This window comes from Rhodococcus erythropolis NBRC 15567 (genome assembly GCF_001552595.1).
In the GTDB taxonomy this organism is placed as follows: Bacteria; Actinomycetota; Actinomycetes; order Mycobacteriales; family Mycobacteriaceae; genus Rhodococcus_F; species Rhodococcus_F erythropolis.
Map to the genome: position 1 here is coordinate 1 of NZ_BCRM01000039.1, position 16,883 is coordinate 16,883.

Annotated in this window: 15 protein-coding genes and 1 pseudogene; 4 read left to right on the forward strand and 12 right to left on the reverse strand. The window is 62.4% G+C overall.

The features are described 5' to 3' along the window. The 3 genes from RE4_RS31420 to RE4_RS28810 form a co-directional block, all read left to right on the forward strand. Positions 1-958, forward strand: a 958-nt coding sequence (locus RE4_RS31420; RefSeq protein WP_060939828.1) for a DUF2637 domain-containing protein, incomplete at its 5' end; no start/stop codon positions are given. A gap of 81 nt (positions 959-1,039) precedes the next feature. Next, a complete protein-coding gene (locus RE4_RS28805; RefSeq protein ID WP_024487895.1) occupies positions 1,040-1,702 on the forward strand; it encodes a TetR family transcriptional regulator in 663 nt (220 codons plus the stop codon). Further along, entirely contained in the window at positions 1,699-2,379 is a 681-nt protein-coding gene (locus RE4_RS28810; protein WP_024487894.1) for a TetR family transcriptional regulator, read from the forward strand. The genes RE4_RS28805 and RE4_RS28810 overlap by 4 nt, the downstream gene beginning before the upstream one ends. A 148-nt stretch (positions 2,380-2,527) precedes the next feature. Here RE4_RS28810 and RE4_RS28815 read toward each other — a convergent pair whose 3' ends face one another. From RE4_RS28815 to RE4_RS28825, 3 genes are all read right to left on the reverse strand, one after another. After that, positions 2,528-3,061, reverse strand: a complete 534-nt coding sequence (locus tag RE4_RS28815; RefSeq protein ID WP_019749802.1) for a hypothetical protein — start codon at positions 3,059-3,061, stop codon at positions 2,528-2,530. Positions 3,062-3,151: 90 nt separating this feature from the next. Next, positions 3,152-3,775 carry a recombinase family protein gene (locus tag RE4_RS28820; RefSeq protein ID WP_230544132.1) on the reverse strand — a complete coding sequence of 208 codons (624 nt, stop codon included), beginning with the start codon at positions 3,773-3,775 and terminating at the stop codon, positions 3,152-3,154. A 251-nt stretch (positions 3,776-4,026) separates the two neighbouring features. After that, the gene (locus RE4_RS28825; protein WP_019749804.1) at positions 4,027-4,731 is read right to left on the reverse strand and encodes a TetR/AcrR family transcriptional regulator; all 705 of its coding nucleotides are present in this window, start codon (positions 4,729-4,731) and stop codon (positions 4,027-4,029) included. A gap of 204 nt (positions 4,732-4,935) precedes the next feature. Between RE4_RS28825 and RE4_RS28830 the strand changes: the two genes are divergently transcribed. Continuing rightward, entirely contained in the window at positions 4,936-6,411 is a 1,476-nt protein-coding gene (locus tag RE4_RS28830; RefSeq protein WP_370671306.1) for an MFS transporter, read from the forward strand. Positions 6,412-6,427: 16 nt separating this feature from the next. On the opposite strand, the gene RE4_RS28835 is transcribed toward RE4_RS28830, so the two are convergent. From RE4_RS28835 to RE4_RS28875, 9 genes and pseudogenes are all read right to left on the reverse strand, one after another. Further along, positions 6,428-6,982 carry a PaaI family thioesterase gene (locus tag RE4_RS28835; protein ID WP_024487891.1) on the reverse strand — a complete coding sequence of 185 codons (555 nt, stop codon included), beginning with the start codon at positions 6,980-6,982 and terminating at the stop codon, positions 6,428-6,430. Positions 6,983-7,472: 490 nt separating this feature from the next. After that, positions 7,473-8,687, reverse strand: a complete 1,215-nt coding sequence (locus RE4_RS28840; protein ID WP_019750065.1) for a cytochrome P450 — start codon at positions 8,685-8,687, stop codon at positions 7,473-7,475. Then, positions 8,684-9,173 (reverse strand): annotated as a pseudogene (locus tag RE4_RS28845) (PaaI family thioesterase). Before RE4_RS28845 ends, RE4_RS28840 begins: the two are co-directional and overlap by 4 nt. Before the next feature lie 317 nt (positions 9,174-9,490). Beyond that, on the reverse strand, positions 9,491-11,122 hold the full coding sequence (locus RE4_RS28850) for a fatty acid--CoA ligase (RefSeq protein ID WP_024487890.1): 1,632 nt from the start codon (positions 11,120-11,122) through the stop codon (positions 9,491-9,493). Positions 11,123-11,205: 83 nt separating this feature from the next. Then, the gene (locus RE4_RS28855) at positions 11,206-12,273 is read right to left on the reverse strand and encodes a BtrH N-terminal domain-containing protein (protein ID WP_003942427.1); all 1,068 of its coding nucleotides are present in this window, start codon (positions 12,271-12,273) and stop codon (positions 11,206-11,208) included. Positions 12,274-12,311: 38 nt separating this feature from the next. Then, entirely contained in the window at positions 12,312-13,148 is an 837-nt protein-coding gene (locus tag RE4_RS28860; RefSeq protein WP_003942425.1) for an SDR family oxidoreductase, read from the reverse strand. Further along, positions 13,145-14,674 carry an aldehyde dehydrogenase family protein gene (locus tag RE4_RS28865; protein WP_003942430.1) on the reverse strand — a complete coding sequence of 510 codons (1,530 nt, stop codon included), beginning with the start codon at positions 14,672-14,674 and terminating at the stop codon, positions 13,145-13,147. Before RE4_RS28865 ends, RE4_RS28860 begins: the two co-directional genes overlap by 4 nt. Further along, the gene (locus RE4_RS28870; protein WP_003942420.1) at positions 14,671-15,396 is read right to left on the reverse strand and encodes a transglutaminase-like domain-containing protein; all 726 of its coding nucleotides are present in this window, start codon (positions 15,394-15,396) and stop codon (positions 14,671-14,673) included. Before RE4_RS28870 ends, RE4_RS28865 begins: the two co-directional genes overlap by 4 nt. Beyond that, positions 15,393-16,856, reverse strand: coding sequence for a cytochrome P450 (locus tag RE4_RS28875; protein WP_019750067.1), 1,464 nt, complete (start codon positions 16,854-16,856; stop codon positions 15,393-15,395). Before RE4_RS28875 ends, RE4_RS28870 begins: the two co-directional genes overlap by 4 nt. Positions 16,857-16,883 lie beyond the last annotated feature (27 nt).

Sequence of the window (16,883 nt, forward strand, 5' to 3'; positions counted from 1 at the left end):
GCGGCAAGCACTGATCCCCGAACACCTGACCTGGATCTTCCCAGCGATCGTCGACAGCGCCATCCTCGGCGCCACCATCGCCATCGTCATCATCAGCAAGCTCAACATGAACAAGCGCGACAGGGGCTTCTACATCGCACTCGCCGTCAGCGTCGTCGTGATCAGCATTCTCGGAAACGCCTACCACGCCTATCACGCAGCAATCGCCGCGCAGGAGTCGATCGATGGTGGGGGAGACCTTGGGTTCATTCCACTCGCGCCCGCTATTGCAGCGGCCATAGCGATCATTCCGCCGGCCCTGGTCTTGGCTTTCACGCACGGAATCACAATTCTGGTGAAGGCAGTCGGAATGGCGTACGCCGCTTACCGTGCGATCGTCGAAAGTGCCACCGACAGTGAGGATGCAACGAGTATTGCATCTGACCTCACCGTAGGCCGGGGACCGATCCGCGTCCCTCAGCCCCGCGAGAAGATCGCCCACAATATTGCGGAGCAGGAGGACGACGATCTAGACGTAGACGCCAAAGCGGTGGATGCGAAGGCCGGCAACGAGGACGCTTTTGCGGACTTTGCGGAGCCGGTTTTCGTGGACGAAACGATGAACGACCTCGACGAGATCCTCGATCCCCAAGACGCCGCTACGGAGTTCCCAGACCGCCGCGCCGTCGAAGAAGCACAGGCCGACACGGATGCCGACATAGACGACCTCATGGCTTTCATCGCCCGGTCGAATCTCGCGAAGAACGTCAAAGACACAGCGGTCCGCAAGCTGACAAACCCGAACCTCACGTGGGAAACCATCGCTCTGGAATCGAAGCCGCCTGTCGCGACATCGACCGCATGGCGCCGGTACGAGAAGTTCGATGCCGCAGCTCGAGAAGCAGGCTTCGACAGTCCACCATTGCCCGACCTGCGAGCCGCCGAGAACCCGATGCGCAGCGAACTCGCCACCGTTTGACCCACACCCACCAATAAAGGGGTGGCCCTGGCGGTGCTGTAACACCGTCAGGGCCGATGACCACAGAAAGCACCTGTGACCATGAACAATCATACCGACCGCTCCGAAGGCATCGACCACGGCAAAACCGGCCGACCACCTATGCAGCCACGAGCGAAAATCACCCGAGAAGCGATCCTCGAGGTGTCCGCCACCCTCTTCAGTCGAACCGGGTATGCGGGCACCAGCATCAATGACATCTTGGCGATCTCTGAGACCACCAAAGGTGCGATGTACTTCCACTTCTCGAAGAAGGAATCCATCGCGAGCGAGATGCTCTGCCGCTGGTCCGCCGCAGTCTCCGAGACAGTGGGGAAGGCCGCAGCGACAGGTCAACCCGCCGATCGGCAAGTGATCATGATCTACCGCGAACTCGCCCGCCGCACCCAAACAGAAGCGATCACCCGAGCTGGACTCACCCTGTCCGTCGACAAGTCGCTCAGTGATGCGTGTGCGACCTACGAATCGTGGACCGACGCGATCACACCGATCGTCGTCGACGCGATCCGTTCCGGCGCCCTCGACTGCGCGGAAAGCATGTCCAGGCTCGCAGACACTCTCTGCGCCGGATTCGTCGGCGCAGTGCAGGTTGCAGCTAGCCTCGACGAGAACCACACCATCACCAAACGAGTCGACGATCTGCTGCTGATGTGGCGCGGAACCGACCCGGCCGCCGTCCGCATGGTCGAAGGAGCATTCCTGTGAACAGCCCCAATGAATCGGCGGCCACTCCGGAAAACGCTGCCGCCACAAGAACCAGCCCTCGGATCGGGCGTATCCCCGGCAGTAAAAACTCAGCAATGCAGGACCGCGCAGTGCGGACACGCGAAGCGATCATCGCCGTCGCGGCCCGTCACTTCGACACCGACGGATACGGCCACACCAGCATCAACACCATCAGCGGTACCGGAAAATTCGCCAAAGGCGCAATGTACTACCACTTCCCATCCAAAGAAGCGATCGCCGAACACCTCATCTCGGACTGGAATCACGCCCTCGCCGAAACCATCAGCGAAGCACTGGCGGCAGGGGCGAGCAGCACGGCAAGCCAAAAGCTGGCAGCGATCTTTATCTCGCTCGCACAGCACATCGGCGAAGACACCAACCTGCGGGCCGGAATGAAACTCACCCTCGAACCCACCATCAACAACGGCGCAGCCTTCGCACACTGGGTCGACGCCATCAGCGACATCATCGAAACCGCCATCACCGCAGGCGAACTCACCGACACCCCCACCACACCCCGACTCGCATGGAACCTGTGTGCCGGCACCCTCGGAGCCGCCCACGCATCCGCAACCTTGCGAGAGGACATCGACCTCGCAACCCGCATCGAAGACGCGGTAACAGCGCAGCTGCGCAACGCACTCATGCCTGCATGACAAAATCTCGTTCGACAGAATCCGATGCGGGCCAATCGAGAGCAACTCAGGCAACGATCGGATCAACCCTTCATCCGTCCGGAGCTATGGGACTGAAGCGAGATGCCCCGGCCAGTGGAGGCCGGGGCATCTTCGCTACCGAACCGGGCTACTTTCCCGGCCCTTCCCTGAGCCCCTGGCCAATGAGGGCGAAGAAGGCGCACTCAACCAACCAAAGCCCCGTCTGCCCCTGATAGGGCAGATCTGCTACCCCATAACTCTCGGCAACAGATCGATTGGGGTCGAAGGCATCTCGCATGATCTGACGAGCGAGTAGCAACTCTGCCTCCGCGATCTGGCCGTCTGGCAGCCCCGGATCCAGGTTGGTCAAAAACGCCCAGTCCACCTGCCCATACAGATTGGGAAAAGACTGACGTATCAACTTGGAAGCCGTCTTGGCGATGTGCTGCGACAGATCCTCGGCGAGGCCGAGTTGTGCGAACACAAAAGCAGTTTCGGCGTCACCAAAGAAGTCCTGCAAACCGAAAACGACTGTCGGATCGAGCAAATGCCGCTCAAGTATCTCGTCAACATTGGCGTGAATTTGCAACGGGTTGAGTACCAAGGACTGTCCGTCGGTGACCGAGGCCTCCCTGTAGTCCGGATCAATAAAACGCGGTAAACCCTTATCTCCGAATGACATAGCTGAACCCCCACCTTGCGGAAAAATAGAACCGTCACCCAATCTACCTAATTGTGAACGTATTTGGGTGGAGTGCGGACAAGGCCGATGTCAAGCAGTTTCCGAAGCCCTACGATCGTGGTCATTGCGCTCAATTCGGGCAAGCTGAATATTCGAATACAGTGCCGAACGCTTCAAACCCGTGTTCTTGCAAAGAGTTTCGATTTTGAACTGTCCGGTTTCGTACACCTGCAACAGGTACGCACGCTCTTCCGGCGTGAGCTTATGTTGACGGCCTTTCATCTTGCCGGCCGCGGCAGCCGCTGCCACTGCGTCCCTGGTCCGACTTCGGATCAGGTCTGACTCGAATTCGGCCATCAGCCCGAGCACTCCGATGAACATTTTGCCCATCGGATCCGACGGGTCGTAGATCTTCCCGTCGATCGACAACGCAACACCCTTGTCCGCCAGTCGCCCCACCGTTTCGTGGAGATCCTTCGCGGACCGGGAGAGCCGGTCGAGTTTGGTCACGCAAAAGACGTCGCCTTCGCGGGCCGCGTTGATCGCATTGTCGAGCCCGGGCCGTCGAGTCTGCCGGCCACTGATTCCGTGATCGACGTAGACCCGGTCTCGGTCGACTCCCTCCTTGGCGAGAAGCTCGACCTGAATCGACGAATCTTGAGCCGCCGTACTGACCCGTGCGTAGCCGATCTTCATTCCACTCCCGATCGTCACCGTTCACGATGTCCCGCACACAAACTGTCCGTTAGAAACTATGCCATACCGGATTTTTTCAACGGACAACAAAATGGACGGAAGGCGCTGAAATTTCCCCAGGTGAATGTCAGTTTCAGAAGACGGCTGCACGATGTCAGAAGTGCACTGCAGTGCAGCTCCGAGTTCTTGAGCACACGTCCGGCCTTATCCAGTGAGCGCTGCGATCCCTGACTGGATAGCACATTGATGGTGAAATTTCGCATCAAGTTTTACTGGCCGTCGGTGAGCTGCGGGTCTAGCGTCGCGGCCGGCCGTGGACGGCTGTTGTCGCGCGAAGTGCTCGATCGGACACTTGCGGCATGGGCGGCGAGAAAGTTGTCGACGATTTGGATGCAGTCGTCGGCGTGGATGTGGCGCAGTCCTGTGAGGCGAGCGAACACTATCGGTCCGAGGAGCTGAATGAGGGCGAAGGTGGTGTCGATCTCGCCGAGCACAGTGCGGGCGTCAGGGGCCGTCAGGATCTGATCCAGGGACCTGCGGTATTGCTCTATGACACGGGCCCGAAGCGAGACCACCGCGCCAGGATCGAGATCGCGCCGGCTGGCGTCGCCGCTGTTGACGGGTCCCATTGCCAGCCAGGCCAGCGTGGTCATCTGCACCGGAGCTTGGTCGATGAGGTCGGCCTGGGTGGTGAGCACCGAAATCAGACGTTCGCGTAGCGGACCGGTATCGATATCGGTGTCGACTGGGGGTAGTAGTCGCTCGAAGGTTGCAGCGAGCAGGTCAGTGGTACTTCCGAAGTGTCGGTACAGAGTGGCACGTGCAACCTTCGACATGCGGGTGACCGCCTCCACGGTGACCGCCTCGACACCGCCGGTGGCTAGCAGCTGGCCCGCCGCTTCGAGTAACCGGTTACGTGAGCGCGCCAGCCGGGGGTCGGCCGGGCCCTCGGCCGCAACGAGAGGGTCGACCATGAACGGGCTCCGCTCCATTTTGACTGACAAAACATGTCCTAGCATGACCATTCTGTCACACCCGCAAAGTTATGATACTAATAGTCTCGCACCGAGACGATCAGTCTCAAACTGGGAGGCTGGCCGTTGAACGAACGTAGATCCGACTCTGCCAGCGTCGCTCGATGGAGCGGTGCCCAGTGGTGGATGTTGATTGTGTCGTGCATGGCAGTCGCGTTGGTGGTGGCCGCAATGGCGGCATTGTATTCAGCGTTGCCACAGATCGCGGTCGCGACAAGGGCGACGCAAGCTCAACTGACCTGGATAGTCGACGGTTATACGCTGGTATTGGCGTGCTTCGTTCTGCCTGCCGGTGCGATCGGTGACCGGTACGGTCGCCGGGGGGTGCTCGTGGCGGGGTTGGCGTTGTTCGCTTTCGCGTCGGCATTGCCCTTGTTTCTCGCCGACCCGGCGTGGCTGATCGCTGCTCGCGCGTTGGCTGGGGCGGGTGCGGCGCTGGTCATGCCCTCGACGCTGTCGATACTGACCGCGGGATTTCCACCGGCGCATCGCGGTCGCGCTGTAGGTGTGTGGGCCGGGGTTGCTGGATCCGGGGCGGTCCTGGGCATCCTCGGGGCTGGAGTGCTGCTCGAGCAGTGGTCGTGGACCTCGGTGTTCGTCGGGTTGACCGTCGCCGGAGCGGTTCTGGCCGGGTTGGCATGCAGTATCGCGGAGTCCCGCCAGCAGGAGCATCCACCGGTCGATTGGGTGGGCGCGGTGACCGTAGTTGTCGCGGTCGGGGCGATCGTCTTCGCTGTGATCGAGGTTCCGGCCCGTGGCTGGTCGGATTCGCTCGTCGCCATCAGCACTGCGGTGGGCTTGTTTGCGGTTGTGGTGTTCGTCGTCGTAGAACTACGTTCCTCGGCACCCCTACTCGATGTCCGGTTGTTCGCCCGCCGTGGTTTCGGTGCCGGCGCGCTGTCTGTCTGTATCCAATTTCTGGTGACCTTCGGGGTGTTCTTGTTGTTGGTGCAGTATCTGCAGTTGATTCTCGGTTATGGACCGCTCACCGCCGCGTTGGCGTTGACCCCTATGGTCGTGCCGCTCATCGTGATCTCGGTGATTGCACCCTGGCTGTCGAACATTGTTGGGCTGCGGGTGATGACCACTGTAGGTCTGCTCACCATCGCGGCGGGACTGGTGATGGTGAGCAGACTGACCGTCGCGGCGACTTACCCTGACCTGCTGTGGCCCTTGCTCATCATGAGCGCGGGTTTGGGGTTGTGTACCGCCCCTGCGACTTTCGCCATCGTCTCGGACACTCCTGAGGCCAAGCACGGGGTGGCTGCCGCGGTCAACGACGCAGCTCGCGAAATCGGTGCCGCGATTGGGATTGCGGTAGCCGGTAGCGTGCTCGCGGCCGGTTACGTTCAGCACATTCAGCCGGCTCTGCCCCAGCTACCCGAGCCTGCCCGTGGTCCGGTGGCCGATTCTCTGGCCGCCGCGTTGCAGGTCGCCGACCGCGCAGGACCAGCTGGTCAGCCGCTGGCCGAGTTCGCCAGAGCCGCATTCGTACACGGAAGTGGTCAGGCGACGCTGTCGTTGGCGGCGCTGACCGCCGCTGGGGCACTCGTCCTCGCCGTCTTTGCGCCAGGTAGACGCAGCCGTACGACAGCCACCGCGGGTGATGGACGTCGGTGAAGGTCGGCCAGGGTGTCTATTCTTCGGTGTGATTCGTGTCTGTGGCCCGGAGTTGGGCTCGGGCTTGGGACTGCATGAAGTGTTCGACCTCGACTACCACGAACAGGGCAGTAGCGGTGGCTACGGAGCTGCCCTGCGCATCGTCCATCGTGGCCGTGAGATCCAGTTTGCGCCCATCACGAGACCGAACGGCAGCACGCAATACGTATGGAGTGCCGAGCAGAACCGGCGCTAGGTAGTCGAGCTCGAGACGCCGCGTCACGGCGAGCTCACCCACTGTGTAGAGCAGGAAGCCGAACAGATCGTCGAGAACGGTCGCCACCGCGCCTCCGTGTGCTATCCCGGGTGCCCCGACATGACGCTGGTCGAACACATGGTGAGCTACCACGCCGTTCTCGTCACGCTGGACCGACAGGGCGTGGCCGTGCGGGTTCTCCGGCCCACAACCAAGACAGTCGGGGTGGTGGGGCGGTAGATCAGGCGACTCGGAAGTCGTGCTCCAGAACGAGCGCGCCCAGTTCTCGATAGCGGGGCCGGCCGACCCGCTGACCTCGTCCGGAATTCTTTTCATGGTCGGACCTCTCTGTCGTGAAACCGTGCCGAGTCTGTCGCGTCTTCGCGCGCTCGGCCTGCACCGCAGCATCCGGTCGGTCGTTCGTTCGTCCGACCGGTCGGCGCGCTCGCCCCCGCCATGATTACCACGAGCGGGAGTCTTCTCACTCAACGCACCTCCCGGCCCGATAGCGCACACGACGCGGCCGTCGAGCCGAAAATGGTGACCGCGAAACATCGAGGGCTTCCGTCGGCGGGCTGAATTGTTGTCGGCGTGGGGCAGGATCAGGGTCTGTTGCCGAGTAACGACACGGCATCGATGCAGCGTCCACCGAGAGGCGTCCGACTGTTCCGTCCGGCAACTCTTCGGTCGTTCGGTGCCTCCGCACGCCTGGGGCGATCCGGCGCGGGCGGCTGCAGCACAGTGCGATGCGCCGTTTACCGCGAGGTGGTTCGGTCGGGTTCAACTCCCGAGACTTCGAGCCCTTCTGGTGGGGGTAGGGGAGGGCTCATCTGGTTGCCACCTTTAAACTCGATAGCCCGCGGAAGGACAGCCCGGTACGCCAGCGAGGCTGTTCGACGAGCTGGAGACCGGGAAAACGAGCCACCAGGATCGGGAACAGTAGGGATCCTTCGAGCCGGGCCAGCGGCGCGCCGAGACAGAAGTGAATGCCGGCGCCGAACGACAACGGTGGGACTCCGGTTCGGGTGATGTCGAGCTTATCCGGGTCACAAAATCGGTCCGGATCTCTGTTGGCCGCCCCGAGCAAGGTCAATACGATCTGACCGGGATGTAGATCGACTCCTGCCAGCCGTGTCGGCTCGAGCACCGTGCGCCCGTTGGTCTGGACGGGGGAGTCGTAACGCAACAATTCTTCGACGGTATTGCTCGCCAAGTCGGGCCTGGCACCCAGTTCGCGCATTTGGTCGGGGTGAGCGAGCAGCGCGGCGACACCGTTGCCGATGAGGTTTGTGGTGGTTTCGAACCCTGCGGCGAACAACAGAATCGCGGTGCCGACGCATTCGTCGTCATCCAGGATGTCGTCGCCGTGCGCGACGGCGAGTCGGCTGAGTAGGTCATCGGCGGGGCGGGCGCGTTTGACCGACAACAGGTCAGCGAAATACATGGCAAGTTGGTTCTCGGCTTCACAGGCGGCGGTCAGAGCCTCAACATTGGCTCCGGGTTCCAGTGAGGCGAGCAGGGCACGCACCAATGGCGCGGCAACTGCCCGATCGGCCGCGGGAACTCCCAGAAGTTCGCCTATCACATTCACAGGCAGCGGGAGCGCCAGATCGGTGATGATGTCGACGAAGACCTGTACCTCCATGACGTTAAGTAGGTGATGGATCTGTGTGATGATGCGGCTGCGCAACTCGTCAATGTGTCGAGGGGTGAACACGTCGGCCACCAGTCGACGCAGCCGGTGATGGTCAGGGGGGTTACGGAACAGCATGGTGCGCCGGAATCGATGCATGGCCCGACGTTGCAGCTCGTCAGGGATCTCGGACAAGCCGAAGCCCAGCGACTCGTCGGCCTTGCCGAGTCTGCGGTCGCGGAGCGCCGCCGCGCAATCGTCGTAGCGACTCAATACCAGCACCCCCGATCGCGTAACCAAGACGGGGCGCGTCTCTCGCAGCCGTCGGAACGCTTCGTAAGGTCCGGCTGCGCCGTGATCGGTGAGTAAGGCGTCCAGGAGCAGTTCCCTCTCGGTCGGTACATTCATGCTTGCCTCTTAGTATTCGCCTGTGACTGCAGGAAATGTTCGACGTCGACCAGGATGAACAGGGCGGTCGCCGTGGTGACCGATCGACCCTCTATATCCTCGATCCTGGCCGCGAGATTCAATTTCCGGCCATCGCGAGACCGTGTATCGGCGTGCAGGGTGTAAGGCGTGGCAAGCAGAACCGGCGCGAGGTAGTCGAGTTCGAGACGGCGCGTCACGCCGAGTTCTCCGACCGTGTAGAGCAGGAAACCGAAAAGATCGTCGATTACGGTCGCCACCGCGCCGCCGTGTGCTATCCTGGGCACCCCTACGTGACGTTGGTTCGAAGAGGTGGTGAGCAACGACGCCGTCTCGGCAACGCCGTACCGACAGGTAATGCCCGTGCGGGTTCGTCGGCCCGCACCCAAGACAGTTGGGGTGGTGGGGTGGCAACTCAGGCGAGCTAGATTCTTCCAGCGGCCGGAATGAGCGCACCCAGTCATCCATGTCTGGGTCGACCGACCCCCGACCGCATCCGAAGCTTTGCCCATGGTCCGACCTTCCTGTCGATGAAACCGCGCTTAATGCCGGTCTCGAGTGTGACCGTTATGCAAATACACCTGAGCGCACTCCGGAGAGTGCGGTGGCAGCCCTTCGCTCAACTCCACGTTGGTCAGGCGAGGTGTCCCGCCCAACGGGAGATCACGACCCCATCTCCTTCACCAGTGCCGTAGTCTGCGATGGACGCCGGTGTCGTGAAAAACTTCCCGCCCCGCGTTCCATCTGCCTCGTCCTATTCAGAACTCCGGTTGGAAAAAAATTTCCTAGATTTCGATGACAGCTAGCTCTCCTTCGGCGTGCAGGGAGCGTAGGCGCTTCTTGTCGAACTTGCCGACTGAGGTCTTGGGCACCTCGGAGATGAAGCACCAACGCTCGGGCAGCCACCACTTGGCGACCTTGCCGTCGAGGAAGTCGCGCAGATTAGCAGGTGCGGGCTCGCGGCCCTCACGTGGAACGATCACCGCGAGGGGGCGTTCTTGCCACTTCTCGTCCGGCACTCCGATCACAGATGCCTCGAGCACGTCTGGATGACCGGCAAGCAGCAGTTCGAGCTCGACCGAGGAGATCCACTCCCCGCCGGACTTGATCACGTCCTTGGCGCGGTCGGTCAGCGTCACGAAATTGCGTGCATCGATCCGCCCGACGTCGCCGGTGCGTAACCACCCTTCCTGAAACTTCTCACTGTCATGCTCCTCGCCGACGTACGAGCCGGTAATCCAGGGCCCGCGTGCTTGCAACTCACCGACCGCTTCGCCGTCGTGCGGGAGCTTATTGCCCTCGTCGTCGACAATCCTCAGCTCCACCCCTGCAACCGGGCGGCCTTGGGTGGCGCGCAGGCGCCAGCGCTCCTGCACATCGAGCGATACCGGTGGGCGTGCGATGGCGGCCAGCGGCGAGGTTTCGGTCATTCCCCATGCCTGGACGACCTGCACGCCGTACCTCTCCTCGAAGGCCTCCATCAGGTGAAGGGGTACTGCGGAACCACCGCAGGCGACCAGACCGAGAGAGGAGATGTCATAGCTGGAGTTTGCCTCCAAGAAGTTTAAGACGTCATTCCAGATCGTCGGAACTGCGCCCGCGACGGTCGGCCTCTGTGCGTCGATGAGCCGCACCAGCGGCTCAGCCTGCAGGAACCTGTCAGGCATGAGTAGGTCGGCGCCCGACATAAGGGCGGCATAGACTAGTCCCCAAGCGTTGGCGTGGAACATCGGCACGATGGCAAGGATCCGATCATCGCAGCTGACTCGCAGTCCGTCGGCGGCGCAGGCCGCCATCGAATGCAAGTACGTCGACCGGTGGCTGTAGGCGACCCCTTTGGGGTTGCCGGTGGTACCCGAGGTATAACACATAGCGGCTGCGGACTGCTCATCGAGATCAGGCCAGTCGAACGTATCGGACTGAGAGGCGAGGAACTCCTCGTACCCCACGACCCTGACCCCGTCACGGTGCAGCGGGGTAAGGTCCACTTCGCCGGTCACGACGACGGTGTGCACGCTGGTGAGCTGCAGCAGTACAGGGGCCAGCAAGGGCAGCAGGCTTCCATCGAGAATTACGACCTGATCCTCGGCGTGGTTGCCGATGTAGACAAGTTGATCAGGGGTGAGACGTAGGTTCAGGGTGTGCAGCACTGCGCCCATCGAGGGCACCGCACAGTAGGCCTCAACATGCTCCTGGTTGTTCCACATAAAGGTCGCAACACGCTCATCGCCTGTGATCCCGCAACCGCGCAATGCGTTGGCCAACTGTGCGGCTCTCCGTCCGACTTCGGCGAAAGTGCCGACCTTAACGCTCCCGTCGGACTGCAAGGTCCGTACGGTTGCCGAGCTATGCACACTCGAACCGTGGCGCAGAATCGCCGCAGTTGTCAAGGGAAAGTTCATCATCGTGCTCTGCATACCATTCCTTCATTCGATAGTGCCTGCGAACGAACAGCGATCCGCAGATCAATTCACCGGGCGTCCTGGTTAACAGCGGGCTGTCAGAGACCTGCAGCCGTAAGTGAGGTTGAAGCCAATTCCAGGGACTCGACCAGGTTCGACTCGAGTTCTGGTAGTCGGCTAGCCGCCGTGACCACCGCCGCTAAGCGAGCGCGCGCATCAATGTCGCGTTGGGTCCCGGCACGTGCAGTTTCGGTCCATGCCTGCGCACAACGGCTGGCGGCGACGGCGAGGTCGGCGGTGGCTAGATCACCGGTCAGGCGTGCGACATCCGCGCAGCCATCGGCGAGCAACCGGCGGAATAGGCCGCCGCCGGTGCCCGCCTTCTCGATGAAAGCGCCCAGACTGAACAGGAAGATCTCAAGATCTCTTGTCGGAAGGTCTGCCCAGGCTCGAAGGTCGGCCGCCAACTGCTCGACTGCAGCTAGCCCCTCGGCCCCGGCCTCCATGGTCGTGAGATCAACGATCCCCGGCTGTGACGGGTGGCGCATGTTGGCCGCGGATTGGCGAAATGCCTCTGCCGCCACTGTTGCCATGTCTGGCAGCGCGCTCGGCCAGGTGATGCGGTATGTACAGTGGCGCGTCGGTTGAGGGAAGGACGTCGAGGAACGCGCCCGAGCCAGCGAATCGAGCGGGACTTCCTGCACCTCGGCGCGATCATTGTCTACGACGAAGGCAATCCCCTTAGCTTCGTCGTAACCGATCACCACGATGTCGTGGCGACTCATCTGCAACTGGACCTGCAGGTACGGTAGCTCGGCTATGTCGCCCCACACCAGGCTGGGTCTGCCTGCGTCGATCTCGTCGAGAACCCAAGACCATCCCTCACTGGGATCGTCGGTGGTGAGAACGTGGACCTGTCCGCCTAGCCGGCGGGGTAGATCGATTTCGAAGTCGGCCCCTCGTCCCACCAAATACAATGGTGGAACCAGGTCATTCGATCGGAGGTACGCTAGCCCCAGCGAGCCGCCGAGTGCGAACACCAGACCTTCATCGGGTGGCCCTTCCCACCCCAGTCCATGCCAGTGCAGAAGATCCCGCATTGCGCCAGAACCACAGTGCCCCCCGATCTGATGGGGGTAGTCCTTGATCAGGATCTTGCGGGGCATGTATCTTCCTTTTTTGGGTGGTGGGTTCGAAGACCAGGTCAGTTGTTCCGAATTCTGTCCAGGTAGGCCTGACGTGCCCCCATGTCCACGTCGTCGAGGAATACAGAGTCTGTGTCCAGGGCCGATCCGAGCCTGGTGGCGAGCCGTTCGGGGACGAACTTCATCGCTGCGACCATGCTCCCTGCGAGGCGAGTGACGCGCACGAAGGGCCGCGGTTTCTCGATCAGTTCGCCTGTCACTCGAGCGATTTCCTCGGGCTCTGCATTGCGCAGTCCCTTGGCTCCTGCTGTCCCAGCAACGAGTTCGGTGTTGGTGAACGTGGGCCGCACTGTGGACAGCCGCACGCCTGACTTGCGGTATTCCAGTCGCGCCGCCTCCGTGAATCCGATGACCGCGAATTTGGTGCCGCAGTAGGTCGCCAGACCGGGGACGGCGAGCTCGCCGGCCAGTGATGCGGTGTTGATGATGTGTCCAGTACGACGAGGGAGCATCCGTTGAAGGGCGAGTTTGGTCCCAAAGATGACTCCCAGGACGTTGATCTCGACCTGCCGCCGGGTCACCGCGTCGTCTTCCTCGTGGGTGTGCCCGGTGGGCATGATGCCCGCGTTGTTGATCAGCACGTCGAGGGGGCCGAGGTCTCCCTCGACTAGGTCGAGAAAGTCTTTGAACGAGTCAGGGTCGGTGACATCGAGGCGGGTGACAACCTTAACCCCCAGTTCGGCGGCGGTCTCCTTAGCACGTGCCTCGTCGATGTCGCCGATGGCCACGCGGTGACCTCGTCGGATCAGCTCCTTCGCGGTCTGGTAGCCGATGCCGCGGGCTCCCCCGGTGATCGCCACTGTTTTCGCGGCGGTATGGGGATTGTGTGTCGTCACTTGCTGTGCTCCTTGTTCAGGCCGAGGCGTTGTCGTAGACCGCGACCGGCTGCTGCACGCAATACTTTTTCGGCGATGGCCGTACGTCGGGAGGTGTACGGGTACCACGTGAGTTCTCGTGTCAGGACAGGGATCCGCGGCTCGGTCACGGACTGGACCCGGCAGTATTTGTGAAGTCCGTAGGCGCCGCCTAGTCGCGCACCGATACCTGAGGCCTTCCATCCACTGTGCGGCAGTGTGGTGGCGAAGAGGTTGCTGAAGACGTCGTTGATGTTGACTGCACCCGCGTCCAGACGTTGTGCGATACGCCGCGCACGAGCATGGTCGCGGGTCCACACTGTGGCAGACAAGCCGAACGCCGAGTCGTTAGCCAGGTGGATGGCCTCGTCCTCGTCCGCGACACGCATCACAGGGATCGTGGGGCCGAAGGTCTCCTCGGTCATGCAGGCCATTGTGTGGTCGACGCCGACCACAACGGTTGGAGCGTAGTAGTTCCCGACCGCGCTTAGGGTTCCGCCGGCCAGTACCTGCGCACCTGCCGCCACTGCCTGGCTGACGTGGCGATCGGCTATCTCGACCTGTCTCGCCGTGACCATCGCACCTACGTCGTCACCTGCCGCGGCACCTTGGGTAAGTGACCGTACTCGTTGAGCCAGCCGGGCCACGAACTCGTCGTAGATCTCAGAGACCACATACACCCGCTCGACTGAGATGCAGACCTGCCCCGCGTTGAACAGACCGCCCCACGCGATCCCCTCCACAGCACGAGCAAGGTCGGCATCCTCCAGCACGATCGCCGGATCTTTACCACCTAACTCCAAGCTCACAGGCTTCAATTGCTCGGCACAGCGGATCGCGATTGTCCTCCCGGTGGCTGTCGAGCCCGTGAACTGAACGAAGTCAGCGGCGTCCACGACCGCAGCACCTGCTTCGCTAGCACCCACAACATGCGCCAAAACTGGTGGGGCGCCGATCTCGTGCCAGCCCTCGACGACTCGTGCACAGGTCAGTGGCGTCTCTTCCGAGGACTTCGCCAGGACTGCGCATCCGGCAGCCAGCGCAGGAGCTGCATCCATGAGGAAGAGGGTGATCGGGAAGTTCCACGGTGTGATGAGCCCGACAACCGGGTACGGGTGGTAGGTCTTGGACAGCCGTTTCGGCAGACTTAGCAGACCTGCGGATCGGACTTGCTCGTCAGCGAGAAACTTCTCGGCATGGTTTGCGTAGTAGGTGATGAACTCGCACGATGCTGTCGTCTCAACCAGGGCGTCGGGGCGCACCTTGCCTGTTTCGGCTTGCAGCAGATCGGTGAGTTCGTCGGTGTGAGCCAGGATCCAGTCTCGCCAGCGATGCAACCATCGGGAGCGTTGCCGCGGGCTTGCCTGAGCCCACCCGAGCTGAGCGCGGCGGAGATCGGCCGCGATGCTGTTCACGGTCTCGCGGGTATCGATGGGGACGGTTGCGACCAGCCGGCCGTCGGCGGGGTTGCGTACGTCCAGGGCATCCGCTGTGGTCGCCGTGCTCATCGGGCCTCCGGGAGTGAGTGGAGCCCGCGGGCGATCCCGTCGGGCTGGGTGCATCTGTCGGGTGTGTCGGTGAAAGCGTCAGCGATCACGTGGGTGCGCTCAAAGATTCGCTGTCCATAGGTATGCCGAAGCTCGGTCAAGATCGTGTTCAAAGGCAGGTCGTCGAAGACGCCGCGCTCGCGGACATACTCCATGTGCAGGGCTCCGTCGGCGGCGAAGGCGTGCAGGAGGGCGTCGTGCTCGCCGTCGAAATCCACCGGCGGCACCCCGAAACGGGCACACAACTCGGTGTTGAACGCCGGGGTCGCCTTCATCCACCGGCCGTTGACGTAGAGATGGCTGTAGCCGTGATAGACGAACAGGTCCGTGCCGCCCATGAGCGCTCGCAACGCTTCGGTCTGCAAATGATTTCGGACGTCGGCAAACCCCAGTAGCGCCGGAATCCCTGCCGCACGGCACACCGCGGTCAAGAGCACCGCCTTCGGGACGCAATAGGCGCGCCCGGTCTCGAGGACGAAGCTTGCTCGATAATGGGCGGGATCGTCCGACACCGTGTAGGGGTCGTACCGGATCTGGTCGCGGACGGCGGCGAAGAGGCGCTTCGCCTTGTCCCGGTCGGTGCCCGCATCCCCAACCGCGGCGGCGGTGAACGCCCGGACGGACTCGTGCTCGATGTCGAGGAAGTCGGTCGCCCACGAGTGCGCCAGCGGTGCCTTATTCATCTGCGCTCCAGAGTTATCGGCAACCCGTCGACCGGAATGGGGAGTGAGGTGTTGTCCCACCTCGCTTCATACTGATCGGGGACCGTCCAGGTGTAGGTGCGTAGCATGTGGTGCAGAATCGCCTTGACTTCGAGGGTGCCGAAGTGCAGACCGATGCACTTGTGTACCCCTCCTCCGAAGGGGATCCACCCGAGGCGGTGATTCTGGTCCTCACGCCGCGGTTCGCTGAAGCGGTCAGGGTCAAAGGTGTCGGGGTCGGTCCAGCACGACTCGTCGAAGTGGTTCACCGACGGAGCCACGGCCACCAGGGTGTCCGCCGGGATGTGGTGGCCGGCGATATCCACGTCTTCGACCGTCTTGCGCATCACGATGGGCACGGGCGCCACCAGACGGAGTGTCTCCTTGATCACCAGGTCGAGAGTCTCCAGTGAGTCCAGGTCGTCGATGTCCGGGCGGCGTCCACCGAGTCGGTCGGACTCGGCCCGCGCCCGTTCCTGCCAGGCCGGGTGCTTGGCGAGGAAGTAGGCGGCAGCGGTGGTGGTGATGGTCGATGTGTCGTGGGCCGCCATCATCAAGAAGATCATGTGGCTAACGACGTCCTCATCGGTGAACGCCTCACCGTCGGCCGTGCGCGCATGGCACAGCCCCGCAAAGAGGTCGCCTCCTTGGCCACTTCGAGCCGCCGGCAGGTGCCGGGTGAAGTAGTCCTCCAAGAGCGCGCGCCCACGGACTCCCGCTCGCCAACGAGTCCCCGGTAACGGGAAACGGATGATCGAGCTGGCCGCACGCACGGTGGCCACGAAGGCGTCGTTGATGGCATCGGTATCCTCGCTACCCCCCCGACCTGCCATGAAGACCTTCGTGGCGACGTCGAGAGTTAGTGCCTTCAGCAGCGGGTAGATGCGCGTGGTGGATTGTCCCGCTGTCCACCCTGGGATGCTGGCCTCCAGCGTCGGGCCGAGCTGGTCGACGTAGCCGGCGAGTCGGTCGCGGGTGAACGCCTCCTGCATGATCCGCCGATGCATCCTGTGTTCGTCGAAGCTCATCAACATCAGGCCCCGATGAAAAAAGGCATCGATGAGATAGGTCCACCCGTCCTGGGAGAACGACTTCGCCTTGGTGGTCAGCACCTCCTGTATGGCATCCGGTCCGGCAACCGCCACTATTTTCGTGCCGAAGGCGCCCATCCACGACACAGGTCCTAGCCGCTGGTACCTGGCCCGGGAGAAGTTAGATCCGAACCGGATGTAGTCCAGGGTGTGACCGAGCAGAGGCATGCCAGCGGTCCCTAAGACCGGTTTGAGGCCTGACCCCGCCGGGGGCGGGGCGAGCTCTCGGACAGGCCACCGGTCACTGGCCCCGAGCAGGGCCGCGTCGACCCGACTCGGCAGTGGCACCATGAGGACCGACGAGAGTCGCTCACGACCCTTCGCCAGCGGGAGATGGATAATGTTCGTCACTTGTGTTCCTTTCCGAAACGCAGCCCG